Below are 25,922 nucleotides of genomic sequence, written 5' to 3' on the forward strand. Positions count from 1 at the left end.
TTCGTCCTGAGCCAGGATCAAACTCTCCAAATTGGTATTTAGAAAGAGCGATTGCTCATTTTGAAACATCTGACGAGAATTAAAATTCTCATTTTCGAATTCACTTTCGAGAATTCGATACTCACTCGTTGTTCAGTTTTCAAAGACCAAGCTGTTCTCGTTGTCCGCTTAATGTCTCAGCAGCAACTCTTATACTATATCATGTCCGGCGTTTTAATGTCAAGCTCTTTTTTTTGAATTTCGTTTTTCGAACTTCATTTTCGAGCTCGGCATCGTTATTTCTTGGCCGGAATTAGAATATACCATGTATAGAAGGCCAATGCAAGTGTTTTTTTGAAAATTAATAGATTCAATAAAACAAGAGCCAAGCAGAACCCTCTGTAGAGGTCCCCTTGGCTCTTCTTGCTTTATCTATTACTAAGACTGCACTTACTCGGCAGTACGATTGCGCATATGTGGGAACAACAGCACATCACGAATGGACGCAGAGTTGGTCAGGAGCATAATCAGACGGTCTACACCGATACCGAGTCCACCAGTAGGCGGCATTCCGTGTTCCAACGCGCGGATGAAGTCATCGTCCATTTCATGCGCTTCATCGTTGCCTTGCTCCTTCTCATGAAGCTGCGCTTCAAACCGCTGGCGTTGATCAATCGGATCATTCAACTCGCTGAAGGCATTGGCATGCTCACGAGCTACGATGAACAACTCAAAACGATCGGTAAACCGCGGATCAATATCATTCTTCTTCGCCAGAGGAGAAATCTCTACTGGATGTCCCATAACAAAAGTAGGCTGAATCAGCGTTTCTTCTACAAATTGCTCAAAGAACGCATTGAGGATATGTCCGAAGGTCATATGCTTCTCAACAGGCACACGGTGCTCCTTCGCCAATTGCTGAGCTTCCTCATCAGTCATTTGCACACCAAAGTCAACACCGGTTACTTCTTTAACAGCGTCCACCATGGAGACACGGCGCCAGCCAGGGGAGAGGTCTACTTCTTGCCCTTGGTAGTTAACCTTCTGAGTTCCAAGCACCTCTTGTGCGATATGAGCAATCAGGTTCTCCGTCAGGTTCATGATATCCTGGTAGTCCGCATAGGCTTCGTACAGCTCAATCATCGTGAATTCCGGGTTGTGACGCGTAGAGATACCTTCGTTACGATAGACACGGCCAATTTCATATACTTTTTCCAAACCGCCAACAATCAGACGCTTCAAATGCAGTTCAATGGCGATCCGCATGTAAAGCTGCATGTCGAGCGTATTATGGTGAGTAATGAAGGGACGAGCAGCGGCACCGCCGGCAATGGCATGAAGAGTCGGCGTTTCGACTTCAAGATAACCGAGCGAATCGAGATAACGACGCATAGATTGGATGATTTTAGAACGGGCAATGAAGGTCTGCTGAACTTCCGGGTTAATGATCAGATCGACATAGCGCTGACGATAACGCAATTCTACATCTTTCAGACCATGATATTTCTCAGGTAGTGGCAACAGAGACTTCGACAAAACTTCAAGATCCTTCACCTTAATGGAGGTCTCGCCTGTTTTGGTCTTGAACACGGTACCTTTTATACCGATAATGTCGCCCAGATCCAGAATATTGAATGCTGCATATTGGGTCTCAGGAATGCTGTCCTGACGAACATAGATTTGGATTTTGCCGGAAAGGTCCTGAATATGCGCAAAGCTGGCTTTCCCCATCTTACGTTTACCCATAATACGACCAGCTACGCTGACCTGGACATTTTTCTCTTCCAGCTCTTCCTGTGTGAAGCTATCGTACTCCTTCAGCAAATCACCCGCATTGGCGTTACGCTCATACTTTTTGCCGAAAGGATCGATTCCTAGTCCCCGCAGCTCGTCCAATTTGGCCCGGCGGATCTGCAGCAATTCGCTTAACTCATTCTCCTGAATCGCATCGTTATTCAATTCTTCAGTCATGCCTTTCATCCCCTCTAAACTCATTAATGTCATATACGCAAGAAGAAACGGCGCCGCCCTTCAGCCTTTGTGAGGACAGTCCCGTTCCAGCTTAGGAAACTATATGTGGTTCTGTATTGCCGGTTGATGTTGAAAAAAGCTTCCCTAAGGAAGCTTTCCCAAACATGTTCCCGCGTCTGCAGCCCGGTTCAGCCAAACCGGTGTTTGCCACAGCAATGCTATATCAGACGGCAAGCGTCCGTGCTTACTTCATTCGGATATCAAGAATTTTATATTGAATAACGCCTGCAGGTACACTTACATCCACAATAGTGCCTTGCTTCTTGCCGATGATGGCTTTGCCCACAGGGCTTTCGTTGGAAATCTTGTTATTGAGCGGATCGGATTCAGCCGTGCCGACGATCGTATATTCCATAACATCGCCATACTCCATATCCTCTACACTTACGGTAACACCAATGCTTACAACATCTGTAACGATCTCGTCGCTATTGATAATACGCGCGTTGCGAAGCATTTTCTCCAAAGTGATGACGCGTCCTTCGATAAACGCCTGCTCGTTCTTTGCGTCTTCGTACTCCGAGTTCTCGCTGATATCTCCGTAGCCAATCGCCACTTTGATCCGCTCGGCCACTTCGCGGCGTTTTACGGATTTGAGGTTCTCCAGCTCTTCTTCCAGACGCTTCAGTCCGTCCGGGGTAAGGATGACTTCTTTATCGCTCATCTCAACCGATTCTCCTGTCGTATACATTTATTGAAAACACCATAACTATATGCGAATCTGAAGGGTTAAGAACCCTCCTTGCTGCATTGATCTAACTGTAACGGCGATTTTATACTGAGAAATTATATTGGAACCGCTACAAAATGTCAATGATGGCACATATAATGTTGTGGGTATTCAAACCATGCTCGCTGAAGAAAGGTTACACCGCAGTAAGAGTCGCTCCAGTACCCGGGTTGCTGTTATCTCCCTCATATTTCAACTGTTCGACAAAATCATTCAAAATCTTCACCATTTCATCGCGTTTCGTCTCTTCCATAATGACGTCCTTCACCCGCGCCGCAGCCTTCAAGCCCTTCAAATACCAAGCAAGATGCTTACGCATTTCACGCACGGCTACAGCTTCACCTTTGAGCGCGATCAGACGGTCCATATGGAGAATGGCCACCTTGATCTTCTCTTCCGCTCCCGGCTCAGGCATCAGTTCACCGGTACTCAAATACTGTATAGTGCGATACAGCATCCAAGGATTGCCTAGCGCCCCACGACCGATCATGACACCGTCACAGCCGGTTTGATCCAGCATGGCCCGCGCATCTTCTGGCGTGTTCACGTCGCCGTTGCCGATCACGGGAATCGACACAGCTTCCTTGGCCATTTTGATATAGTTCCAGTCTGCACGTCCGGTGTAGAGCTGCTCCCGAGTACGACCATGCACACTGACCGCTTGACCTCCAGCCCGTTCCACTGCACGCGCATTCTCTTCGACAAAAATATGCTCGCTATCCCAGCCGATCCGCATTTTAACTGTAACCGGCTTCTCCACGACATCTACAACCGCAGACACCATCTCATAGATTTTATCCGGATTCAAGAGCCAACGGGCACCTGCATCACACTTGGTTACTTTAGGAACAGGGCAGCCCATGTTAATGTCGATAATATCGGCGTTGGTTTCCTTGTCGACTACTTTAGCCGCTTCCACCAATGAAGTGCGGTCACCCCCAACAATCTGCAGGCTCAGCGGTTTCTCACGCTCGTCTACGAATAGCATTTCGCGCGTCCGCTTATTGCCATGGATGATCGCCTTATCGCTTACCATCTCCGCACATACCAGTCCCGTGCCAAACTCCTTGGCGATCAGACGAAAAGCAGGGTTACATACGCCAGCCATAGGTGCCAGAACAACCTGGTTCTTCATCTCGATGCCGCCAATCTTCAACATTTCTTTCACTCCTTTATTCTTTGGAGTTACGTTGGGTCGGACAGTTCTTGAACCGTGACTCCTAAAACGTCCGCAATTTTATTTAAAATTTGATCTTCCAATCGTCTATTACCACGCTCGACTGCACCAAGCACAGCCAAAGATATTCCCGTACTATCGGCCAATTCCTGTTGAGTAAAGCCCTTCAGCTTACGGAATGCCCTGACCCGCCTTCCCATACGCTTGTTGTCCACAGCCGAATTCCTTCCTTTCCGTCTACATCTTGGAGCGCTTCTGTGACCCTGGCACGGAGTCCGGAGGGTTCTTGCTCTGGAACGATGTCATTCAGCGGAAAAAGCACAAACGCGCGCTCCAGCATACGCGGATGGGGCAGCGTCAGCTTACGGGTATCGAAGGTCTTTCCTTCTACCCACAACAAATCAAGATCTACCGTTCTCGGACCATTGAGGATATCGCGGGTACGGCCGAGCTGATTCTCAATCTCCAACATGACGTCCAGCAACGTCTCCGGTGCAAGGGTCGTGCGCAGCGCAGCTGCCATATTCAAAAACTGCGGCTGATCGAGATAACCGACCGGCTCTGTCTCATACACGCCCGAACTACGAACGACTTGAACTCCATCATGACTGTCCAGCCGGTGCAAGGCTTCCTTCAAGGTTCCCTCACGGTCACCCAAATTAGCCCCTAAAGCAATATAAGCCTCTGATTCCTCAGAGGTGGAATGGTTATTCATAGTTCGACTCTCACTTTCTAGTTCTGCGCAGCTCTACGGTCACTCCCTGAAAATGAATGTCGAACGGCGGATGCGGCTTGGTGACTTTGACCGTTACCGCATTGATAATAGTATAAGTGTCCAATACATGTGATGCAATACATTCACCCAAAGCTTCAATCAGCTTAAAGGACTTGGTTTCGACAATATTTTTAACCAAATCATGCACTTCGGCATAATTTACTGTTTGTGTGAGATCGTCATTCAGACCAGCATTCTGCAGATCCATATCGAACTCCAGATCAATATAATAACGTTGACCTAACTTACGTTCTTCCTCAAAAACTCCGTGATACCCATAGTACTCCATTCGGTGCAGTTTCATTTTATCCATCTGACAGCCGCCCTTCCAAGTATCAATTATTCCTGCACCACAGGTGGTGCAGCGTATAGCATGGCATCACACATCTTCACTGTACGCTTGATAAGAGCCACGTCATGCACCCGCACAAACTGACAGCCTTGAGCCAATCCAAAGGCTACTGTAGCAGCAGTTCCCTCCAAGACATCGTCCGGTGGCAAATCTAGCACAGTGCGGATGAATTTTTTGCGCGAGGTACCCAGCAGCAGCGGGTAACCTAATCCGGCCAAAGTATCGAGAGCCGTCATTGCCTTCAGGTTCTCATCCTGATCCTTCGCAAAACCGATTCCGGGATCAAGGATGATTCGTTCCGGTTTGACGCCTGCATGAAGAGCGAGATGTACACTCTCTTTTAAATCCTCACACATATCCATAATGAGATCAGTGTAATTGCGATCATGACGGTTGTGCATCAAAATTATCGGGCAGTCTGCTTCTGCGGCCACTCTGGCCATCGCTGGATCGGCTTTGCCTCCCCATACATCATTAATAATGTGCGCACCTGCCAGGAGTGCCTGACGTGCCACTTCGGCTTTATAGGTATCTATCGATAACGGCAGGTGGGGTGCGGCGCGGTGGATGCTTTCGATGACTGGAAGGACCCGCTCCAATTCCTCTTCCAGACTAACCGGTTTATGGCCAGGACGTGTCGATTCTCCACCGATATCGATAATATCTGCACCATCGGCAGCCATTCGTAGCGCATGTTCAACAGCCTTCTCCGGCTCATTCCAGAGTCCACCATCGGAGAAAGAATCCGGGGTAATATTGAGAATCCCCATTACAAGAGTCCGCTGCCCCAAGGTTAGTTCCGTATCGCCACAGCGGTAGGTCCGCTTGTAAATCACAGGCTTCATTGTCTCGCCCCCGTTCTCTCTTTGTATAAAGAGATCAGTTCTTTAGTAATGACACCGCAGCTTCCACTTCCGACGGTGTGACGCTCATTTCGTTCCCACAATGCAGTGACTGGGACAAGCTCCTGCACGGAGTTGGTCAGAAACACCTCGTCCGCAGATCTTAAATGCTCCCAATCATATTGTCCTTCCTCAATTCTTAATCCGGCACCAGAAGCCAGTTCCAATACCATTTCCCGGGTAATGCCTGGAAGAATGCCTGTAGAGAGTGAAGGTGTATATAGCACATTATGATGAACAAAAAATAGATTGCTGACTATTCCCTCAGCCAGGTAGCCATCAGCAGTAAGCATCAAGCCCTCGGCCCCTTCAGCAGAAGAGGCATATCCCGAAAGCTCACGCTTGGCCAAAATGTTATTCATATAATGCAATGACTTGAACCGCTGCGTCCCTTCCGGTGTATTCCGGCGGTGGGACAATAATTGCAGTGGCTTGCCTGCGGTATAGAGCTTATCTGATAGTTTGGGCAATTCCTTGATATATAGAAGGTGATTAGGCTGACTATAGTCTCCCGCGGGCAATCCCAGAATATCCTCACCTGCAGTTACTGTATAGCGGATATAAGCCTCTTGCAGACCGTTCTTATCCATTACCCGCTTGATCCACTGCAATAGACGTCCCTGCTCCTGTTCAAAAGGAATACCCAGTTCCCGGCAACCTGACGCCAGCCGTTGTAAGTGCCGCTCCAGCAAGAAAGGGGCTCCGTTATAAGTGCGGAAGGTCTCAAACAGTCCGATACCGTACAAAAAGCCGTGATCCAGAGCAGAAACCACGGCTTCCTTGGCGTCGACTACGCCATCATTGATCCCTATATAGTTCATGCCGTTTCTCCGGCTCTCCGTTTCAGGAAATTGCGCAGCATGGTGTGACCATGATTCGTAATAATGGATTCGGGATGGAATTGTACACCTTCGATCGGGTACTCTTTATGGCGCAGGGCCATGATCTCGCCTTCTTCAGTCTCAGCAGTAATCTCCAGACATTCCGGCAGGGTCTCCCTCTCTACGATCAGCGAGTGGTAGCGCGTTGCTGTGAAGGGTGATTCCAGTCCTTCAAACACCGAAGTGCCGTGATGGTGGATCGGAGAGGTCTTGCCATGCATTAGACGTTCAGCACGGATGACGTTGCCTCCAAAGGCTTGTCCGATCGCCTGATGGCCCAGACACACTCCGAAGATCGGAATGATCCCCTTGAAATGCTGCAGCACTTCCAGGCTGATACCTGCCTCATTTGGAGTACAAGGTCCTGGGGAAATCAGGATGTGGTCCGGAGCCAGCTTTTCAATCTCCTCAATGCTAATCTCGTCGTTGCGGGATACCTTCACTTCTTCGCCCAGCTCTCCTAAATACTGTACCAGGTTATACGTAAAGGAATCATAATTGTCGATGACCAAGATCATAATGTTGCTCCCCCTTCGGCGCCGCCGGAAGCCTGCAATTCTTGTGTGTGTTCACTACAAAGAACTGCTGTGACTATCGCTTTGGCTTTATTGTGACATTCCCGGTATTCACGGTACGGATCGGAGTCGATCACGATTCCCGCGCCCGTTTGAATGTATCCGATACCGTTCTGCACAGCTAGTGTTCGTATAATAATATTTAATTCCATATTGCCGTTATAGTCAATCCAGCCCATAGACCCAGTATATGGGCCACGCCGGACCGGCTCCAGCTCCTCAATGATCTCCATGGTGCGCACCTTAGGCGCGCCAGTGATCGTTCCGCCCGGGAAGAGGGCTGCGATGACGTCGTAGGCGTCCTTGCCAGGAGCAATAGTGCCTTCTACCTGCGAGACCAGGTGCATGACATGGGAGTAGCGCTCCACAGTCATCAGCTCGGGCACATGGACCGAGCCGTAAGCAGCGACACGTCCGATGTCGTTGCGTTCCAGATCGACGAGCATAATATGCTCGGCGCGCTCTTTCTCGCTCCCGCGCAGCTCCGCCTCCATGGCGGCATCTTCAGCGGGAGTCAGCCCACGCCGCCGGGTGCCGGCGATGGGGCGTGCGCTGACGCTGTCCCCGTGCAGCTTGACGAGCAGCTCGGGGGAAGCGCTGGAGAGCGCGAAGCCAGGAGAGCGCAGCAGCCCCATGTATGGGGACGGGTTAAGTCTGCGCAGCCACTCATAGATATCCTCTGGCTGCGATTTCAGCGCTGCTTCCTGACGCAGCGACAGGTTCACCTGGAATACATCGCCCTTGCGGATGTATTCCTGAACGTCCAGCACAGCCTGCTGGAATTGCTCGTTAGTAAAGGCTGAGGACATACCCGGCCATTCTCCGGTGGCACGGTCATAGATTTTGGCTATTTCGGCGCTGTCATCTATTAGCCCCGCCGCGGATGTGATCGTACCCCACTGAGCCAGCATTCGCTCCGCACGGCCCAGCGCATCATCGTATAGCTGTTCCACTTCATCTGAGCGAGGCGAATCCTTCCCTGACAGCGGCACATGCACTGCGCAATAGAGCATGTCCGTTTCATGATCATAAATCCATACTTCTTCCATTCTCATGAAGAGATAATCAGGGAACCCCGGATCGTCTTCGGCCAGGGACGGCAAGCGTTCTAGCGAACGGACAACATCATAGCCGAGAAACCCGAGGCAGCCGCCCGTAAACGGCGGAACGCCCTCAAGAGGCAGCCGCGGGGAGGTGTAGCCCGACATCCAGCGCTGCAGCACCTCCAGCGGTTGACCCTGCAGCAGGCTCGCCGCCGTTTGCGTTGAGCCACCCGATCCCAGATCAGTTGTTTCAGCCGAAGGGTCGATTACTTTGGCAGAATCGCCTTTCCCTTGCAGTACGGAAACAGGTGTAAGACCGAGATACGTGTATCTGCCACCTTTACCGCTTTCCAGCAGGACAGAGTATGGAGACGCCAATTCCCATGCCGCCTTCCATGATGCAGGCAAACCCCTGGACTGTTGTTGTGATTGTATAAGTAATGGCAGGGTGCTCCAGCCTTCATTCGCCCACTGCTCCCACCACTGCCGTGTCGTTAAGATTTCCAAAGCCATCCTCCTAAAAGTTTTGTTTAGCATTACTTCGTTGATCTTTCTACGTAACAAACTCGCTTCATAAGCAGCCACTTAAGTTTTGTGAAGCTGCGCTTCTTTAGATTTCACTACGTAACAAAACTTGCTTCGTAAGCATTCACCTAAGTTTAAGTTTTGTTGAGCATTACTTCATATAGTCATTATTAATTATCGGTATATTGCCTGTCAGTATACTGTACATTTGGCCCTTTTGAAAAGACCGCACAGCAAAATAACTCCACCAACGGCAAGATACAAGGTAAGAAATTACGCATTACAAGGTAGAATCGACAACAAAATGATCGTGTTAAAACATCAAAAAGGGCCTTCGCCTCCACCATATGGTGGGACGAAGGCCCTGAAGCGTCCGAACAGACGCAGTTAATTAAACTTCGAAATTGTAGAGCGGTGTGCTCAGGTAACGCTCGCCGTTACTTGGGATCACAGCGACTACCTTTTTACCAGCACCCAGTTCCTTGGCGATCTTGATCGCAGCAAATACCGCAGCGCCCGATGAAATACCGGAAAGAATGCCTTCTTCCTTCGCTACACGACGTGCTGTTTCGAAGGCTTCTTCATTCTCAACATGAACGATTTCATCATAAACATCCTGGTTGAGGATTTCAGGAATGAAGTTCGCACCGATCCCTTGGATCTTGTGCGGGCCTGGTTTGCCGCCAGCCAGAATAGGCGAAGCCGCAGGTTCTACCGCATAGATTTTCACACCCGGATATTGGCTCTTCAACACTTCGCCAGCACCAGTAATTGTACCGCCAGTTCCAATCCCTGCAACGAATGCATCCAGCGGTCCGCCGATGGACTCAATCGCTTCCACGATCTCAGGTCCTGTAGTTTCGCGGTGAATCTTCACATTCGCTTTGTTCTTGAACTGCTCTGCAATGAAATAGCTTGGGTTCTCGGCCAGAATCTCTTCTGCCTTCTTAACCGCACCGTTCATACCTTCTGCTCCCGGAGTCAGCACCAGTTCCGCTCCGTAAGCACGCAGCAGGTTCCGACGCTCCAAGCTCATGGTTTCAGGCATCACAATAACAACCTTGTACCCTTTGGCAGCAGCCACAAGAGCCAGACCGATACCGGTGTTACCGCTGGTCGCTTCCACAATGGTGTCACCTGGTTTCAGACGGCCTTCCTTCTCAGCCTCTTCCACAATGCTGATTGCAATGCGGTCCTTTACACTGGAGCCCGGGTTCTGATATTCCAGCTTCACATAGATTTCAGCTGCTCCTTCCGGTACAATGCGGTTCAAACGAACGAGTGGAGTTCCTCCGATAAGTTCTGTAACATTGTTGACGACTTTAGCCATGAGCAAAAACCTCCTTGGAATGGTAAATGAATATTAGTGCAATGAATTATTTCCGACTAAATCAGTAGGTTTTCAATAATCTCATATTATCAATGTTCCAGACTATTGTCAATATTTATTAAAGTTTCATATTTGAGACGCAAATCGCTCTCCACTTGCCGAAGCGTAGGCGCCTGCTCCAAAGCCAGTTCCTGACGAACCTGAGATCGCATCTCCTCTGTATCCGGTGCTGGACGCTCAATTTTGTGTTCCAATCGGATTACAGCATAGCCCTCATCCGTCTGAAGCGGACCCGCAATGTCCCCGATATCCAGTTCTGCCGCTGTACTCAGCAGCTCCTTCGGCCAGAAGGGATCATCTTCCTCTACAGTTCCCAGATTTCCGCCCTGCAAGCGACTCTCTTCGTTAATAGACAGTTCCTTCGCCAAAGCGGCGAAATCCTCACCCTTCTCCAAACGGTCCATGACCCGCTGTGCCTTCTTGTAGGTAGACACCTCAATCATAGAAAGCTGCATTTCTCTCTTAGGGCGATAGCGATCCTCGTTCTGCTCCAGATAGCTGTCAATGTCGGAATCATTAATCGTTATTCCAACGGTAGCTATGGCCTGAAGCGTGAGCCGGTACACGGTCTCTTCCCGCACATCATTACGAGATAGGCCCAGTTCAGACTGCATTTGAGCGTAGTACTGCTCTTCTGACGGATAACCAGCAATGACGCGCTCCAGCTCTCGTTTGACTTCGGCATCCGTCACCTGGATTCCCAAGGTCTGTGCTTCTTGGCCAACAACGATGTGATTGATTATTTCCAATAGCACCTCATAGCCGTGTTTCTTTTTTAACTCAGCAATCCATTGCTGTTCGGTGATTTCTTGTCCACCCGCCGCAGCAACATCTGGCGATTCCGGATCACCTTCGTTTCCTTCAAGAACGGCCATGGCACGCAGGCTCCAAATGAGCAGCCCTCCGCATACCAAGGTCGCAGCAGCTAATAGGACAACGGCATTGCGCAGCGCGCGTTCCTGTCTTGTCATCATCTGCCGGCCCTACGATGTCGCTTGATCCAGGATCGCCTGCATTTCTTCTTTATTAAATTGATATGCTTCGTTACAGAAATGGCATACTACTTCAGCCTTTTCATCCTCTTCGATCAGACGCTCCAGCTCATGCTGGCCCAAACTGATCAAGGTCTGCTCCACCCGTTCACGTGAACATTGGCATGCGAAATGAACATCCAGTTCATCCAGCAACACAGCATCCGGCAAAAGCCAACGCATCATCTCTTCAGGTTCCAATCCCTGCTCCAGCAGAGCGGTAACGGAAGGCATCGTCCCCAGCTTTTGCTCAATCTCTGTGATCTCGGCATCCGTAAGACCCGGAAGCAGTTGAATGATAAAACCTCCGGCAACAATGACGGAGTTGTCCGTATCTACTAATACACCCAAGCCTACAGCCGCCGGTGTTTGCTCCGAAACCGCGAAGTAATAGGTAAAATCATCACCAAGTTCTCCGGAGACAATCGGGACACTGCCAAGGTATGGCTCCTTCATTCCCAAATCCTTAATGACCTCAATAAATCCTTCAGTGCCGACAGCACCTGCCACATCGAGTTTGCCCAAACTATTGCTCGGCAGATGAACATGCGGGTTGTGCACATATCCCCGAACTTCTCCCAGAGCGTTGGACTCTGCCAATACTCGACCTAGTGGCCCATTACCTTTGACATTAATATTAAGTCTCTCCTGGCCCTTGAGCATGGCTCCCATCATGGACGCAGCAGTAACGGTGCGCCCCAGAGCGGCTGTAGCCACCGGAAATGTATCGTGTCTACGCCGCAGCTCTTCAACCAATTCTGTCGTGCGGACTGCAAACGCTCTTACTCTCCCGTCAAATGCCGTTCCCCGGACAAGCCGATCCTTCTTATTTTCCATTGGGTGCATACTCCTCCTATCATTTATTCTGACTATATAAGATAAAATTAAGATCCTAACGTAAGGCTTGGTCGTCACTACGGTGGAATGTTTGGACTTCCGTTCGCTGTTGTGTCCAGATTTGCTTTTTTTAACCGCTTCTAGCGGTTGAAATCTGGATACAGCTTAGGCTTCCGTTGCCAGCCTTCCTGTGGAAAGCTTTCAGGCGAGCGCTTCGCTCCTACAGTTCCAAACCTCCCCCTCGTTCCTCCTCGCTTTTTATTACTTTCTTTTGTTCATCTTATATAGCCTCTTTAGGCAATCTTATTTATTACGTTCGTAAACAATGCGCAGTCCTTCAAGCGTGAGCAGCGGATTAATCTCATCAATGCATTCCGTCTCTCCGGCGATAAGCGGGGCTAGCCCACCTGTTGCAATAACCTTCAGCTCCGGCGCATTCATTTCGATCTTGATACGTTTAACAATCCCTTCAACCTGACCTGCGTAACCAAAAATGATTCCAGCCTGCATCGCATGAACTGTATTGCGGCCAATCACCTTTTTCGGCTTCTCCAGTTCGATGCGAGGCAGCTTGGAAGCCCGCTGATACAGCGCTTCGGTAGAAATGCCTAGACCAGGGACAATGGCACCGCCAAGATAATTGGCATCGCCATCAATGCAATCAAAAGTGGTCGCGGTCCCGAAATCAACAACAACAAGTGGACATTTATACTGTTCAATAGCTGCAACAGCATTCACGATCCGATCTGCTCCTACCTCACGCGGGTTTTCATACCGCAGATTAAGTCCTGTCTTAATCCCTGGTCCAACCAATAAGGGGTCTTTACCAATATATTTTACACACATATCAACGATCGTCTGAACCAGTGGAGGAACCACTGAGGATATAATGACACCCTCTACATCTTTGACCGAGATATCAGACATATGAAACAAATTGTGTATCAGCACACCATATTCGTCCACCGTTGATTGACGGGCAGTACTCAGCCGAAAGTGATGCAGCAGCTCCCGCTTTTTATATACACCAAGGACGATGTTAGTATTGCCGATATCTACTGCCAGCATCATGAGACAGGACCCTCCTTCTTCGCGTTAAGGTCCAGGCTGATGTCCAGCGAGGAGAAAGAATACGTTAGGCGGCCAACCGAAATCACGTCGACACCTGTCTCGGCCATTCCCCGTACGGTCTCCAGCGACACATTGCCTGAGGCTTCAGTTCTCACATGCGGCGCTTTCGCTTTAATTCTGGCTACAGCTTCCTTCATCATGTCAGTAGACATATTATCCAACATAATGATATCGGCTCCAGCAGCCAATGCTTCTTCCACCTGCTCCAGGTTCTCCGTCTCGACCTCGATGGTCATCGTATGCGGTATATTCTTTCGCGCCCGGTCGATTGCCTGCCGGATTCCACCAGCACCTTTGATATGGTTGTCTTTGATCATCACCGCATCATACAATCCAAAACGGTGATTCGCCCCTCCACCCACTCGAACTGCATATTTCTCCAACATCCGGTGGCCCGGAGTCGTTTTGCGAGTATCGACCAGTCGGGTTGATAGGCCTTCAAGCTCCTGTACAAAAGAAGATGTACGCGTAGCCACCCCCGATAACCGCTGCATCAGGTTAAGAGCAAGTCGTTCACCTGTCAGGATAGCATGCGTGCTACCCTCTACCTCGGCGATAACAGTGCCTTTTTCCAGCATCTGACCCTCCTGGACATGGGCAGTAAACGTCAGTGACGGATCTACTACCTCGAACACCAGCTCCGCCACAGGCAGGCCACAAATGACGCCGCTCTCCTTGGCATGTATTATAGCCTTCGACTCATGACCGGCAGGAATTGTAGTCTGGGTAGTGATATCACCCGAGCCCACATCCTCACGTAGCCATGACTTGATGGATTGTACCAGTTCTTCATTATATCCGTTAAACATCATCGCTTAATTCCTCCACTATTCCCAGCTCACGAGTCTGGAGCAGGTGTTTGCGCCACTCCTCATCATTGCGCTGCGGATAATCCTCACGGTAATGCGCTCCACGGCTTTCTTGCCGAGCGAGCGCCGACTCTGTGATCAGCAGGCAGCAGGTCAGCATGTTGGCGAATTCGTATTCTTCACGCTTAGATAATGATGCCCCAAAGATCGGCACCTGCCGCTTCAGCTCTTCCATACCTTTAGATAGCATCTCCTCATTACGCCGAAGTCCGGCATAGCGGACCATCACCTTTTGCAGCTTCAAACGGCGTTCCACTATAGCCTGGGTCGATGCTTCCGTACGTCCTTCCTGAATGCTGACAGCATTCACATCACGACCCAGAGGTGGCAGTTCACGAACCCGATCAATAATCCGTCGGCCGAATACAACAGCTTCGGACAAAGAATTACTCGCCAGGCGGTTTGCTCCATGTAGACCTGTAGAAGACACTTCACCACAGGCAAACAAGCGTGAAATATTACTTTCCCCGTTCAGGTCAGTCTTGATGCCCCCCATCATATAATGCGCAGCTGGAGCCACTGGAATCCAATCTGAGGTAATATCCAGTCCATAGCTCATGCAAGTCTCATATATGGTTGGAAAGCGATGCTTCACCATCTCTGCCGATTCATGGGTAATATCCAAATAGACAAAAGTCGATTTGGTCAGCTCCATCTCACTGACAATCGCCCGGGCAACTATATCACGTGGTGCCAGCTCAAGCAATTCATGATACCGCTCCATGAAGCGCTCACCGTTGATATTACGCAGCACCGCACCTTCCCCACGTACCGCCTCCGAGATCAGGAACCGAGGGGCGCCGGGGTAACTGAGTGCTGTAGGATGAAACTGGATAAACTCCATATCACGAATGTGAGCACCTGCCCGGTATGCAATGGCCACACCGTCACCGGTAGCAACCTCAGGGTTAGTCGTATAACGGTATAACTGCCCCGCCCCGCCGGAACACAATATTGTTGCGTCCCCTTGCAGAAATAGCTTTCCGCCATCTGGCTGCTGCAACAGCACGCCGACACATTCCCCATCCTCAGTAATGAGATCTATAACATAATGATCATCCCATACTTCAATATTGTTATGCTCCGCCACCTGCTGCCCCAAGGCCCTTACAATCTCATAGCCTGTAGCATCTCCGTTGGCATGGAGAATGCGCCGATGGCTATGTGCCCCTTCCTGGGTCAGCGCCAGAACACCATCTTCCTTATCGAACAATGTACCAAGTCTGATCAACTCATGCACACCCTCTGGACCCTCATTGACGAGGACATCCACAGCAGTAGAAGAGCAGAGGCCTACTCCCGCCATTAAGGTATCTTGGCGGTGGTAGGCCGGGGAATCATCATCGGAAATAACTGCAGCAATCCCACCTTGTGCATAGCGGGTATTACTCTCCATCAGCGACTTCTTAGTAATCATAATGACACGCCGGTCTTCACTGGCTTTAATTGCTGTGAATAATCCGGCAATTCCGGAGCCTATGACAATGCAATCCGTTTTTACAGTTGGAATATCCCGGAGATCAAAATCAACCAAATATTGTGGAATCATGACCGCTCACCTGTTTCAACGAAAGAGTAGCGCATGCTACTTGACTAGTAGCATGCGCTCTAAGGAAGTTCTGGCTTTGTCGGCGATAGCGGGTGGAACGTAAATTTGCGGTTTCATCGTTTCCAGGGCCTTCACCAATTTTTTGAGATTATTAACCTTCATATTCGGGCACACAAGAAACTTTGTGGCAAAATGGAACTCTTTATCCGGACTATCCTTACGGAGCTGATATCCGGTACCATCTTCGGTGCCAACAATAAACTGCTTGCGATCCGACTTGCGGCAGTATTCCAAAATCGAGGTGGTGCTACCAACATAATCCCCCATGGCTACAACTTCAGGGCGGCATTCCGGATGAACCACGAACTCTGCGTCAGGATATTTGGCTCTCATCTCCACTACATCCTTGACGGTCAACATGTCGTGGGTATTGCAGTAGCCTTCCCAAATGATCAGCTTCTTGCCGGTTTGATCTTGAACATATTGTCCGAGATTCTTATCCGGTACCCAGATGATTTCTTCGGCATCCAGCGATTCAATTACCTTCACCGCATTCGCGGAGGTACAGCAAATATCCGTCTCCGCCTTGATTTCTGCGGACGAATTGATATAAGTAACGACTTTAGCATTAGGGTGTTGGGCCTTCAGCTTACGAAGTCCTTCCACATTGACCATATCAGCCATTGGGCAGCCGGCGCGTTCATCAGGAATGATTACTGTCTTGTTAGGCGCCAAAATTTTAGCACTTTCCCCCATGAAATGCACACCACAGAACACAATCACTTCTGCATCTGTCTCCGCTGCCTTCTGAGCCAGCAAAAACGAGTCACCCCGGAAATCAGCAACCTCCTGAATTTCATCCCGTTGATAGTAATGAGCCAAAATGATTGCGTTTCGTTCTTTCTTAAGCTGTTCGAGACGTATACGAAGTTCACGATTCTGTTCCTGCTTGCGCTCCAGCGCCAAAGCTTCCATGGTCTGTACTCCCCCTTATGTCTTCGCGGCTTGAGGCCGGCACGTTCATGTCAAATTGGATCATATAAAAAGTAAGTAATATTAATCACTAATGTACACAACGTTCCAGCCCCTGTCAATGTAACTGGAAAGACAGCCCACGACTTCTTTTCCAGAGTGCAGACACAAAAAATCCGGAGAACATAACCGTTCTCCGGATTTGAAGCAGTTAATTTAGTTAAAAGACAGCTTAGGAAAGACTTCCGCCGCCCTTATTATCATCCGATCCATCATTGCCTTCAGATCCCGGATTGTTCGGGATATCCTTGGCCAGATCTGGTGATGTGGACTGGGTATCCTCAGGCTTGCCTTGAATACGCACACGCACATCTCCGATAGAATCAATTACTGGCTCTCCACCTTCATGGGCAACACCTTCGGATTCCTCAGGCTTGCCATCTTCAGACAGGTAACCCTGCTCGATCAGTTCTTTGATCTGATCCAGCTCCAGTGTTTCCTTCTCAAGCAAGGTGTTAGCAATAAGGTGCATTTCCTTGGAGTACTTGGTCAACAGTTCTCTACAACGCTCGTAGCACGTGCGGATAAAGTTCTGCATTTCTTGATCAATTTCATAAGCGATGGAGTCACTGTAGTTCTGCTCATGCCCGATATCGCGGCCCAGGAATACTTGGCCTTGGGATGTTCCGAACTGCAGAGGTCCCAGCTTATCAGACATACCGTACTCCATAATCATGCTACGAACAATAGACGTAGCCTGTTGGAAGTCACTGTATGCGCCTGTACCGATTTCGCCGATGAACATTTCTTCAGCGACACGGCCACCAAGCAATCCAGTTACTCTATCAAGCAATTCCTGCTTGGTTGCAAGCATCCGGTCTTCCTTAGGAAGCATAATGACATATCCGCCTGCGCGTCCGCGCGGGATGATCGTTACTTTATGCACCATATCAGCATGCTCCAGGAAGTAACCAGCAATGGTATGACCTGCTTCGTGGTAAGCCACAATACGCTTCTCGCGATCGCTGATGACACGGCTGCGTTTCTCCGTACCCACGATCACGCGGTCAATCGCTTCATCCACTTCACGCATGGAGATATCCTTGCGGTTGCGACGTGCAGCGAGCAATGCCGCTTCGTTCAGGAGGTTCTCCAGATCAGCACCGGTGAATCCAGTTGTACGCTTGGCGATTACATCCAGCTTAACATCCTTCGTCAGCGGTTTGTTGCGGGAGTGAACTTTCAGTACTGCTTCACGGCCTTTCACATCAGGGCGGTCAACCGTAATTTGACGGTCAAAACGTCCCGGACGAAGCAAGGCTGGGTCAAGAATATCTGCGCGGTTAGTTGCCGCTACAATGATAATACCTTCGTTGCCACCAAAGCCGTCCATTTCAACGAGCAATTGGTTGAGTGTCTGTTCACGCTCATCGTGTCCACCGCCGAGGCCAGCGCCACGTTGGCGTCCGACTGCGTCAATCTCATCAATGAAGATGATACAAGGCGCATTCTTCTTGGCGTTCTCGAACAAATCACGTACACGAGAAGCACCGACACCGACGAACATTTCCACAAAGTCAGAACCGGAGATACTGAAGAATGGAACACCAGCTTCACCAGCTACCGCACGGGCCAGCAAGGTTTTACCTGTTCCCGGAGGACCTACGAGCAATACGCCTTTAGGGATACGTGCACCCACAGCAGCGAATTTGCGTGGATCTTTCAGGAATTCCACGACCTCTACAAGCTCTTGCTTCTCTTCGTCGGCCCCTGCAACATCCTCAAAGCTGATTCGCTTCTTCTCTTCATTATATAACCGGGCTTTGCTCTTGCCGAAATTCATGACCTTGCCGCCGCCACCCTGCGCCTGATTGAACAGGAAGAAGAACAGGATGAACATGATCACCAGCGGGATAATGGAGGAGAGGAACGTCAGCCAAATGCTGTCGCCTTGCATCTTCTTCTGCTCATACTCTACGCCGTGTTCATCACTGGCCTTAACCAATTCGTTAAGAGCAGCATCTGTAGGAGGGATATATGTGGAGAAGCTTTTAGATTTTTTGTCTGCCGGCAGCTCTTTATACTCACCTGTAACCAGGAACGCGTTGCCTTCAAACTGAACCGTTACGCTCTTCACATTATCGCTCTTGATTTCCTGTCTTAACTGGTCATATCTAGGGAAATCGGCGGATTCATTTCCATTGCTTACAAACTGGACAATGCCCACCACGACTAAAAATAAAATCAAATAAAAACCAGAATTCCGGATGAACCGATTCATCCCCTACCTCCTCTCACAACACTCAAGTTATTGTACCATAGCCTGTCGGGACACCTCAAATAAGGGAAGTCCTGGAGTCTGATCACCAGCTGTAAGGCTGTCAATTGTTCAGTTGGAATAAATTTCAGGCTTCAGCACGCCGACGTAAGGGAGGTTCCGATACCGCTCGGCATAATCCAATCCGTAGCCTACAACAAATTCATCGGGCAATACAAACCCTGTGTACTCTGCTTCAAGGTTGACTGTACGTCCCGCAGGTTTGTCAAACAGGGTAACTACTGAGACTGACTTGGCGTTACGATTACGCAGCAGCTCGATCAGGTAGCTGAGCGTAAGGCCGCTGTCGATGATATCCTCAACGATCAGCACATCACGGCCCTCTACCGACACATCAAGATCTTTAATGATTTTGACAACGCCGGAAGACTTTGTAGATGCTCCATAGCTCGATACCGCCATAAAGTCCATCTCCAGAGGTACTGTAATGACTTTAACCAAATCTGCCATAAATATAAACGCACCTTTTAAAACACAGATCACTAAAGGGTTACGTCCTGCATATTCCTTGCTCAGCACAGTGCCAAGCTCCTTGATTTTCTTCTGAATTTCCTCTTCGCTGATTAAAACCTCTTTAATATCATTTTGCAACTTGCGAGACCTCCTAAGTTATACTATGAAAGACTTACTTCGACCATTACGTTTCTTCAGTCCCATCACCGTCTTCTAGCGACAGGAGAAGGACCGCGGCCGTATGCCGCCCTACTGCGGCATGCATCGAGCGTCTTACGCCCGGAATCCAAACGATATTGCCCAAACCATCGCACACGAGGGGAATTATAGATCGCTCGGAAGAAGGTATTTTATCATCAATGTAAATATCTTTTACCTTTTTGCTTCCGTTTAATCCCATAATCTTAATGGTATCTCCAGGCAATCTGGAACGGATGGTCAGCGGAAAGACCAATTCATCTAAGTCAAACCATGCCGACATCAATTCAGACTGCTCCCCGCGTAAAAAAAAGCTTTCTCTCTCCAGCACCGTCATCGTCATCACTTTCCCAATCTCACCGAGCGAAAGCCGGGTCTGGGGCAAAGAAATCCGATATGTATAGCTTGCCTGCACCTTCGGAGGCTTGGACGAGAACAACATCATGTCATATTGCCGGATACAGGTAAGTCCCCCGCCCAGATCAAGACTCCAGGTCGTAGGATATTCCTGTAATGTCCGCCGCCGTACAGATTCAATTTTGGAGAAATCCGTAATGGAAGAATCCGCCGACAGATAATTTAATATTAGTTTAATCAAACGCCGTTGTAAAGCGGAGGGTACGGCCGCAAAGGATACCCTTTCAAATGTATATTTCCCGCTATTTACGGAAACCAGTTCATCAAAGCATCTGGTAGCAGCTTCTTCCATATAATCATCCTCGGCCCCAGCAATCTCTGCCAGTTGCAGCAAAGAATGTCCCAAGCGTCCATTGTATCTTTCCAGAAAAGGCAGCACCTCCAGCCGCACAGCATTCCTCGTATATTGCGTCAGCAGATTGCTGGCATCTTCCGCATAGGGATAACCATTCTCCTGGCACAGGCCCACAAGGGCCGTTTTGTTAATACGGAGGAAGGGGCGAATGAGTTGCACCTTTTTTTCAGACCGCTTCCATCTCATGCCGGCAAGTCCCGAGAGCCCGCTCCCACGCAACAGCCGCATCAGTACGGTCTCAGCCTGATCATCGGCATGATGGGCCAGCGCGACAGCTTGAGCCCCATACCGGTGAGCGGTATCAATAAGAAACTGATAACGCTTCTCCCGGGCAGTTCCCTCCGGACCAAGACCACTGTCCTTGGCCAGAGTAGGAATATCAAACTCCGCCATTTCAAAAGGAATGCCGAGCCGTACCGCCAACTGACGGACAAGCTCTGCCTCTTCTACCGACTCCACCCTGAATCCATGATTTACGTGGGCACATATTAGTTTTAAAGGTGTCCGATTTGCCGCAATTTCATGCAGTACATGCAAAAGAGCCACAGAATCCGAGCCTCCGGATACTGCGACTACAATGGTGTCATGAGGCGACCACAGCCCATGTTCAGCTGCAGACTCCAGTACAGCATCCACCAGTCCGTTCATTTGCTCCATATGCGGCTCCCTTCCCGCCCGGCCGTTTGCACAGGTTCGTATACCGGCAACCCTTGGTCCTTAACCGGCAGTATGTATAATTTCAAAATCGCAGTAGCCAATAAATTGTAAAGGCCAGCATGAATAAAGACAAGCCAAACGCGTTTTTCAGCCAGCGGGGCGTGGCCATATGCTCTGGTCTGGCCTTACGCGAGCCATATATATGATTCTTCCACACCTCCATAGCCTCGGCCGAGCCGTTGAATCCACCTTTCAGCGCATGGCAAATCCAGGAGGACAACTTCTTGTCCGGCAGGCTGCGGGCAAGCTTCAACAGTTCATCCACACTTCGCGTCTGCGGAAGCTGCAGAGCTGCACTCTTCAGACCAGGTTCATTGAGCAGGCGAAGACAGAGAACGGCAAAGGCAAACAGATCATAAGCCTCATCCCCTGTCCGGCTGCCAGCATTCCAGAAGCCACGGTCATGCCATTCAGTAAATTGCTTCACACTACGGCCCATTGGGCTTGCGCCGCCAAAGTCAATCAGTTCCGCTTCCCCGACGTCAGAAACCATAACATTCTCCGGTTTCAAATCACCAAATACAAAGCCGCATTCATGAAGCCTGCGCAGCTTATCAAGCAGTTTCAGGCCCACGAGCCCAAGCCAGTCCGGTCCGTTCTTAGAAAGAAAATGATGCAGCGGTCTGCCCTGCACATATCTCATTACATAGAACGGCTTATTGTCGTCCTCCCTGTTATCATCTGCTTCTAGCAGATAGGACGACAAGGGCGATTCCCGATGGGCGCGGTATTCATTGCGCTTCCGGCGGGACTGCAAGGAAGTGAGCACATTGATCTCGGATTGCAGATCAAGCGCATCGTATCCTATTTTAAGCGCATAGTATTCCCGTCTCCCTTGTCGCTGCACGAGATATACGGTTCCATTCGCGCCCCTTCCCAGCAATCGCTGTATCACATAACGGTTTCCCCGCCATTTCCCGGTGATAACAGTGCCGAGAGGATAAGGCGGATTAGACGACATACCCACCAATCATCCCTTCTCTTTCGTCTGGATCTTCAGTCATCCGGCGTCCATGATGTCCATCCAGTGTATCATAACGGTAATGCTCAAGCACCCTGAAAATCGCCGGTCCTGTAGGAGTGGCGCCTCTCATCCGCAGCTTGGAGAACAAAGAGCGGACACCAGATACGTTGCTGGTCCAGTCCATATCAAGCTCTGCATCCTCACTGCTGGTGCGTCCGGGAAAATGAAAGACAGCGATCTCGCTTTTACCTTCCCGTGCCTCCAGACTTAGCGCCAGATCTCGGATAGCATCCTCTACCGCAGCAAGCTTGGGCTTCATGCTGGCGCTGGCATCAATAAGCAGAGCAATACGCAGCGGCGATGTTTCCGTCAGCTCGTCCACGACATTGACGACCTGAGAACGCTGTAGCGGCGGCAATTCTTCCAGCGAGCCATCACCGAGTATTTTTTTTACCTCTTTATTAACCGCCTGCTGAATGGTCTGAACTACAGTCTTGCGCGTCATCATTTGTATCGTTTGGGCCAATTGCGGTGTTCCGACTATACGGCTCAGCCCCCCTCCGGCCTTCGCAATATCGGCAATCTCCCGGCTACCCAGCTCGCCAATTGTTCCATGATCAATCACACCGACCACGTTAACGGTGATTCCCTCCTGCAGGGCATGAGCCGCTGCCATCACCGGACTTTCCCCCACGTTCGAACATCCGTCTGTAATGAGCAGAATCTGCTTCATAACCATTCACTCCCCTTTGTCTGAAACCTCTGTTTCTAGCATGTCCAGAAATGAGAGATTTCAAACTCGCATTTTGTGATGTGAAAGGCTTTTAGAAAGACTGTGAATGAAGGGGAACTGCGAGAAATGTTGGGCTTTCGATCGCTGTTATTCTCTGATTTCTTTCATCAGAACCGTTATAGTGGTCGAAATCAGAGAATAAAGGCGAACGCTTCGCTTCTACAGCTCCAAAATTTCTCTCCGTTCCATACCATTCACTTTTTCAAAAGCCTAACACCACCACAAAATTGCGGTGTTTGGGTGGGGAGGAACAAGTGGTGGCGAGTCATCATTTCATTCGACTCGGCAGGCAAAGGCAAGTGCTTGAAGTGCAACAAGTGTAACAAGTGCATAAGCACTAGCATTAGAAGGCCGATGCTATAAAAGTTTAGACAACAAAAGAACAGAGCAGTTGCACTCTAGCTCACCGTACGAGGGCGCTCCATTCGCCCAATTCCAGGCAGCTGCAAGCTGGACCATTCCGGATGATAATGGTCGATCCGGCTGACGACGATGGTCATATCATCATGAATTTCATTGCCTTGATAACGAATGACCTTCTCTAGAAGCGTGTCAGCCATATCCTGCGGATCATCGCCCTCAAGCTCCTGTATCATACGTTTCATCCATATCTCTTTATTAACGGCATATCCCGGTGCATCATAAATACCGTCGGTCATCATAATGAGAATATCGCCCGGATGGAGCTGCAAGGTGACCAGGTCCACCTCCATATCCTGAATAATACCGATGGGCAAATTGCTAGCTGTCACCGGAATCACTTCGCTGCCCCGCCGGATAAAGCTAGGCGCAGAGGCGATTTTCATAAAAGTAGTCTGTGCAGAATATTGATCAATCAGTGCCATGTCCACTGTAGCATAGAATTCGTCAGGGGAACGGAGCATCAGCACCGAATTGACGGATTTGACCGCCAGCTTCTCGTCCATGCCGGATTGCAGCAGCTTCTCCAGCATTCCCAGCGCCGCGCTACTCTCCATCCGTGCACGCTCGCCGTTGCCCATTCCATCGCTGATCGATACAGCAAAGGTTCCGTTGCCCAGTTCAACGGTACTGAAGCTGTCACCGGACAGTAAATCCCCTCCTTTGGCCGCATTAGCTATCCCGGTATTCACCTCATAAGCTTTTGCCGATCCGAACGTAACCATCGAAAGCCCTTCACGGGGATGGACTGCCGTCTCGCTCATGACAGCTATGTTCTCATTAAGAATGTCCGAGAGCAGCGGAGCAATCATTTTGCGGCATTCATCGAACCCACGAGTATAGGCATGAACGACCTCGATTTCTACGCGTCCGGGGTCAAGGCTTAATATATCAATGCTATGGATGGACAAGCCCAGCTTCTCCAAGGCTTCACGAATCTGGCTTTCCTGGCGATACATCGCCTGTCCTTCCCTTTTAATTTCTTTGGCCAGGTCCTCCATCACCTGGGAGACGCCGGACAGCTGCTCGGCAACAAATTGCCGGCTGTCGTATATTTGTCTTTTCCACCGCATATCATGCTGGTAAAGGCCGTATTGACCCTTCATGAACTCCAGAACCTCACCCGTTTTGCCACAAATCCGGTTCCACTCAGGGGGGAGTTGAGCGGCCGTCACATCCGGGCATTCTTCCACGGTAGTCATCATATCCGTCATATAACGATAGGTCTGATAGAATTTCGCATCCCAGCAATGACCACGGCGCACACAACCTGCGCAGACGTTGTCCGTTACCGTACTCATGAAATCTTCCATCTCACGTTCGGCTGTTCCCGCTTCTCCGGCGCGTGAGATTTGCCCGAAGCTGCTGGACAGCTGGCGGAATACCTGCGAGAACTGTGTCACCCTTTCTGCCGTAATATCCCTTACCCTGCGGGCATATTCATGCTGAGATCGACTATGGTCGGCTGTACCCGGTACATATTTGGCAATTGCCGAAATCATGCTGCGCGGAGTCAGAAGAAATAACACCACCGCTACACAAGTCTCCCATGTTGAAACCATCATATCACCCGGACCCGTGAAATAGACCGACAGAATACTGGAGCCCAGCAGCATTCCGATCGAAACAGCACCTTTCCGGCCTCCCTGCATCATGCCCGCCAGCATCCCGGAAAAAGCTAGCAGGCTCATCTGATAGATCGCCCCAATATCGGCCAGGCTGAGGATTAGCCCGGTAACGACCCCAACAGCAGCCCCTAGCGGGGCACCGCCAGCCATTGCAAACAATAGAATAAGGTATCGGGAAAGAATATGCTCCAGAGACAGCCCTCCTACAACCCAGCCGACCAGTCCGGTCATTACGGAGGCGAGCAATATAATCAAGCAGAGAATTTCTTCATTACGCAGCGATCGGCTTTTCTGCCTAAAAGTCAGTAGCGGAAGCGCCTGCACGAATACCAACGTCAGTACGAAACCAAGGCCTGCGTCGAGGGTCATCATCATCATCGGATACCAGGTGAATGAAGGGCCAATCACGATTTGGAACAGACCGACCATAAAGGAGGATACGAAGACCATAAGCGGGGCATAAGAAAGGTCAATACGCTGGAAGCTTTCCATTCCCTTATAGACCAACATAAATATTATCAACTCTGCAGCAATCACCAGGCCTCCAGGGAAAGGCGTGAAGAGGCTGCCTGCGATAATCGCTACGGCCACGGGGAGCATAGAGTCTCTGCGCATAAACATAATGACGGCAAAATAAGCGATAGCGAACGGGGACAGCTCATTCAAGATAGTAGCTCGTCCAAGCAGGAAACCCATAACGCTAAGGAGCAGCATCCATTTCTTCGCTGCCAGCAGCTGAAGGGCCCGCTGGTTCTGTGCCCATGTCTTCAGACGCGATCCCAAGCTTTCTTTTTGTGCTTTGTTGTCCTTGTTTCCTGTTCTTGTCCACTCCGGCAAATTAACCACATTGCTTTTACTCATTACTCTACACCACCCGTTTCCAAATTTAT

The 25,922-nt window shown here is 49.8% G+C and carries 23 protein-coding genes; all 23 read right to left on the reverse strand.

Annotated features, from left to right (window positions below):
* Positions 1 to 429: 429 nt before the first annotated feature.
* The 23 genes from lysS to spoIIE all read right to left on the reverse strand — a co-directional run bounded on the left by lysS (position 430) and on the right by spoIIE (position 25,893).
* The gene (gene lysS, locus ACFRAM_RS27075; RefSeq protein WP_379470004.1) at positions 430 to 1,950 is read right to left on the reverse strand and encodes a lysine--tRNA ligase; all 1,521 of its coding nucleotides are present in this window, start codon (positions 1,948 to 1,950) and stop codon (positions 430 to 432) included.
* A gap of 244 nt (positions 1,951 to 2,194) precedes the next feature.
* Positions 2,195 to 2,674 carry a transcription elongation factor GreA gene (gene greA / locus ACFRAM_RS27080; protein WP_379470006.1) on the reverse strand — a complete coding sequence of 160 codons (480 nt, stop codon included), beginning with the start codon at positions 2,672 to 2,674 and terminating at the stop codon, positions 2,195 to 2,197.
* A 202-nt stretch (positions 2,675 to 2,876) separates the two neighbouring features.
* Positions 2,877 to 3,899, reverse strand: a complete 1,023-nt coding sequence (gene dusB / locus ACFRAM_RS27085) for a tRNA dihydrouridine synthase DusB (RefSeq protein ID WP_379470010.1) — start codon at positions 3,897 to 3,899, stop codon at positions 2,877 to 2,879.
* A 26-nt stretch (positions 3,900 to 3,925) separates the two neighbouring features.
* Complete coding sequence (locus ACFRAM_RS27090; RefSeq protein ID WP_353615566.1) at positions 3,926 to 4,117, reverse strand: helix-turn-helix domain-containing protein; 192 nt, start codon at positions 4,115 to 4,117, stop codon at positions 3,926 to 3,928.
* Complete coding sequence (gene folK / locus ACFRAM_RS27095) at positions 4,084 to 4,632, reverse strand: 2-amino-4-hydroxy-6-hydroxymethyldihydropteridine diphosphokinase (protein ID WP_379470012.1); 549 nt, start codon at positions 4,630 to 4,632, stop codon at positions 4,084 to 4,086. The genes ACFRAM_RS27090 and folK overlap by 34 nt, the downstream gene beginning before the upstream one ends.
* Before the next feature lie 10 nt (positions 4,633 to 4,642).
* Positions 4,643 to 5,005, reverse strand: coding sequence for a dihydroneopterin aldolase (gene folB / locus ACFRAM_RS27100; protein WP_066367836.1), 363 nt, complete (start codon positions 5,003 to 5,005; stop codon positions 4,643 to 4,645).
* A 26-nt stretch (positions 5,006 to 5,031) separates the two neighbouring features.
* Positions 5,032 to 5,889, reverse strand: coding sequence for a dihydropteroate synthase (gene folP / locus ACFRAM_RS27105; RefSeq protein WP_379470021.1), 858 nt, complete (start codon positions 5,887 to 5,889; stop codon positions 5,032 to 5,034).
* Positions 5,886 to 6,767, reverse strand: coding sequence for an aminodeoxychorismate lyase (gene pabC, locus ACFRAM_RS27110; RefSeq protein ID WP_379470023.1), 882 nt, complete (start codon positions 6,765 to 6,767; stop codon positions 5,886 to 5,888). The genes folP and pabC overlap by 4 nt, the downstream gene beginning before the upstream one ends.
* Positions 6,764 to 7,345, reverse strand: a complete 582-nt coding sequence (gene pabA / locus ACFRAM_RS27115) for an aminodeoxychorismate/anthranilate synthase component II (RefSeq protein ID WP_379470025.1) — start codon at positions 7,343 to 7,345, stop codon at positions 6,764 to 6,766. The genes pabC and pabA overlap by 4 nt, the downstream gene beginning before the upstream one ends.
* Positions 7,342 to 8,958, reverse strand: a complete 1,617-nt coding sequence (locus ACFRAM_RS27120; RefSeq protein ID WP_379470027.1) for an anthranilate synthase component I family protein — start codon at positions 8,956 to 8,958, stop codon at positions 7,342 to 7,344. The genes pabA and ACFRAM_RS27120 overlap by 4 nt, the downstream gene beginning before the upstream one ends.
* A gap of 403 nt (positions 8,959 to 9,361) precedes the next feature.
* Positions 9,362 to 10,300 (reverse strand): cysteine synthase A, encoded by a 939-nt coding sequence (cysK, locus tag ACFRAM_RS27125; RefSeq protein WP_175370199.1) that lies wholly within the window; start codon positions 10,298 to 10,300, stop codon positions 9,362 to 9,364.
* 89 nt (positions 10,301 to 10,389) lie between these two features.
* Positions 10,390 to 11,334, reverse strand: coding sequence for a peptidylprolyl isomerase (locus ACFRAM_RS27130; RefSeq protein WP_379470029.1), 945 nt, complete (start codon positions 11,332 to 11,334; stop codon positions 10,390 to 10,392).
* A 9-nt stretch (positions 11,335 to 11,343) separates the two neighbouring features.
* Positions 11,344 to 12,228, reverse strand: coding sequence for an Hsp33 family molecular chaperone HslO (hslO, locus tag ACFRAM_RS27135; protein WP_379470031.1), 885 nt, complete (start codon positions 12,226 to 12,228; stop codon positions 11,344 to 11,346).
* Between the two features lie 303 nt (positions 12,229 to 12,531).
* Complete coding sequence (locus ACFRAM_RS27140) at positions 12,532 to 13,299, reverse strand: type III pantothenate kinase (protein ID WP_175370202.1); 768 nt, start codon at positions 13,297 to 13,299, stop codon at positions 12,532 to 12,534.
* Positions 13,296 to 14,171, reverse strand: coding sequence for a carboxylating nicotinate-nucleotide diphosphorylase (nadC, locus tag ACFRAM_RS27145; RefSeq protein WP_175370203.1), 876 nt, complete (start codon positions 14,169 to 14,171; stop codon positions 13,296 to 13,298). The genes ACFRAM_RS27140 and nadC overlap by 4 nt, the downstream gene beginning before the upstream one ends.
* Positions 14,161 to 15,777: an L-aspartate oxidase gene (gene nadB, locus ACFRAM_RS27150; protein WP_379470034.1), complete on the reverse strand. Its 1,617-nt coding sequence runs from the start codon at positions 15,775 to 15,777 to the stop codon at positions 14,161 to 14,163. The genes nadC and nadB overlap by 11 nt, the downstream gene beginning before the upstream one ends.
* A 36-nt stretch (positions 15,778 to 15,813) precedes the next feature.
* A complete protein-coding gene (gene nadA / locus ACFRAM_RS27155; protein ID WP_175370205.1) occupies positions 15,814 to 16,752 on the reverse strand; it encodes a quinolinate synthase NadA in 939 nt (312 codons plus the stop codon).
* Between the two features lie 229 nt (positions 16,753 to 16,981).
* Positions 16,982 to 19,030, reverse strand: a complete 2,049-nt coding sequence (ftsH, locus tag ACFRAM_RS27160; RefSeq protein ID WP_175370206.1) for an ATP-dependent zinc metalloprotease FtsH — start codon at positions 19,028 to 19,030, stop codon at positions 16,982 to 16,984.
* A gap of 108 nt (positions 19,031 to 19,138) precedes the next feature.
* Entirely contained in the window at positions 19,139 to 19,678 is a 540-nt protein-coding gene (gene hpt, locus ACFRAM_RS27165) for a hypoxanthine phosphoribosyltransferase (RefSeq protein ID WP_379470037.1), read from the reverse strand.
* Positions 19,679 to 19,724: 46 nt separating this feature from the next.
* A complete protein-coding gene (gene tilS, locus ACFRAM_RS27170) occupies positions 19,725 to 21,167 on the reverse strand; it encodes a tRNA lysidine(34) synthetase TilS (protein ID WP_379470039.1) in 1,443 nt (480 codons plus the stop codon).
* An 82-nt stretch (positions 21,168 to 21,249) separates the two neighbouring features.
* Positions 21,250 to 22,188 (reverse strand): protein kinase domain-containing protein, encoded by a 939-nt coding sequence (locus tag ACFRAM_RS27175; RefSeq protein WP_379470041.1) that lies wholly within the window; start codon positions 22,186 to 22,188, stop codon positions 21,250 to 21,252.
* Positions 22,178 to 22,924, reverse strand: a complete 747-nt coding sequence (locus tag ACFRAM_RS27180) for a vWA domain-containing protein (RefSeq protein WP_379470043.1) — start codon at positions 22,922 to 22,924, stop codon at positions 22,178 to 22,180. The genes ACFRAM_RS27175 and ACFRAM_RS27180 overlap by 11 nt, the downstream gene beginning before the upstream one ends.
* Positions 22,925 to 23,382: 458 nt before the next feature.
* Positions 23,383 to 25,893, reverse strand: coding sequence for a stage II sporulation protein E (spoIIE, locus tag ACFRAM_RS27185; RefSeq protein WP_379470045.1), 2,511 nt, complete (start codon positions 25,891 to 25,893; stop codon positions 23,383 to 23,385).
* Positions 25,894 to 25,922 lie beyond the last annotated feature (29 nt).

The sequence above is a fragment of the Paenibacillus sp. NPDC056722 genome, assembly GCF_042790635.1.
Taxonomy (GTDB): domain Bacteria; phylum Bacillota; class Bacilli; order Paenibacillales; family Paenibacillaceae; genus Paenibacillus_AQ; species Paenibacillus_AQ agri.

Bases quoted from the DNA above. Each gene is read 5' to 3' on its own strand.
- nadB (WP_379470034.1), bottom strand. From the start codon at position 15,777: ATGATTCCACAATATTTGGTTGATTTTGATCTCCGGGATATTCCAACT.
- nadC (WP_175370203.1), bottom strand. From the start codon at position 14,171: ATGATGTTTAACGGATATAATGAAGAACTGGTACAATCCATCAAGTCA.
- folB (WP_066367836.1), bottom strand. From the start codon at position 5,005: ATGGATAAAATGAAACTGCACCGAATGGAGTACTATGGGTATCACGGA.
- greA (WP_379470006.1), bottom strand. From the start codon at position 2,674: ATGAGCGATAAAGAAGTCATCCTTACCCCGGACGGACTGAAGCGTCTG.
- spoIIE (WP_379470045.1), bottom strand. From the start codon at position 25,893: ATGAGTAAAAGCAATGTGGTTAATTTGCCGGAGTGGACAAGAACAGGA.
- cysK (WP_175370199.1), bottom strand. From the start codon at position 10,300: ATGGCTAAAGTCGTCAACAATGTTACAGAACTTATCGGAGGAACTCCA.
- ACFRAM_RS27180 (WP_379470043.1), bottom strand. From the start codon at position 22,924: ATGAAGCAGATTCTGCTCATTACAGACGGATGTTCGAACGTGGGGGAA.
- lysS (WP_379470004.1), bottom strand. From the start codon at position 1,950: ATGACTGAAGAATTGAATAACGATGCGATTCAGGAGAATGAGTTAAGC.
- ACFRAM_RS27130 (WP_379470029.1), bottom strand. From the start codon at position 11,334: ATGATGACAAGACAGGAACGCGCGCTGCGCAATGCCGTTGTCCTATTA.
- ACFRAM_RS27140 (WP_175370202.1), bottom strand. From the start codon at position 13,299: ATGATGCTGGCAGTAGATATCGGCAATACTAACATCGTCCTTGGTGTA.
- folK (WP_379470012.1), bottom strand. From the start codon at position 4,632: ATGAATAACCATTCCACCTCTGAGGAATCAGAGGCTTATATTGCTTTA.
- pabA (WP_379470025.1), bottom strand. From the start codon at position 7,345: ATGATCTTGGTCATCGACAATTATGATTCCTTTACGTATAACCTGGTA.
- ftsH (WP_175370206.1), bottom strand. From the start codon at position 19,030: ATGAATCGGTTCATCCGGAATTCTGGTTTTTATTTGATTTTATTTTTA.
- ACFRAM_RS27120 (WP_379470027.1), bottom strand. From the start codon at position 8,958: ATGGCTTTGGAAATCTTAACGACACGGCAGTGGTGGGAGCAGTGGGCG.
- ACFRAM_RS27090 (WP_353615566.1), bottom strand. From the start codon at position 4,117: ATGGGAAGGCGGGTCAGGGCATTCCGTAAGCTGAAGGGCTTTACTCAA.
- ACFRAM_RS27175 (WP_379470041.1), bottom strand. From the start codon at position 22,188: ATGTCGTCTAATCCGCCTTATCCTCTCGGCACTGTTATCACCGGGAAA.
- tilS (WP_379470039.1), bottom strand. From the start codon at position 21,167: ATGGAGCAAATGAACGGACTGGTGGATGCTGTACTGGAGTCTGCAGCT.
- dusB (WP_379470010.1), bottom strand. From the start codon at position 3,899: ATGTTGAAGATTGGCGGCATCGAGATGAAGAACCAGGTTGTTCTGGCA.
- pabC (WP_379470023.1), bottom strand. From the start codon at position 6,767: ATGAACTATATAGGGATCAATGATGGCGTAGTCGACGCCAAGGAAGCC.
- hslO (WP_379470031.1), bottom strand. From the start codon at position 12,228: ATGGAAAATAAGAAGGATCGGCTTGTCCGGGGAACGGCATTTGACGGG.
- nadA (WP_175370205.1), bottom strand. From the start codon at position 16,752: ATGGAAGCTTTGGCGCTGGAGCGCAAGCAGGAACAGAATCGTGAACTT.
- folP (WP_379470021.1), bottom strand. From the start codon at position 5,889: ATGAAGCCTGTGATTTACAAGCGGACCTACCGCTGTGGCGATACGGAA.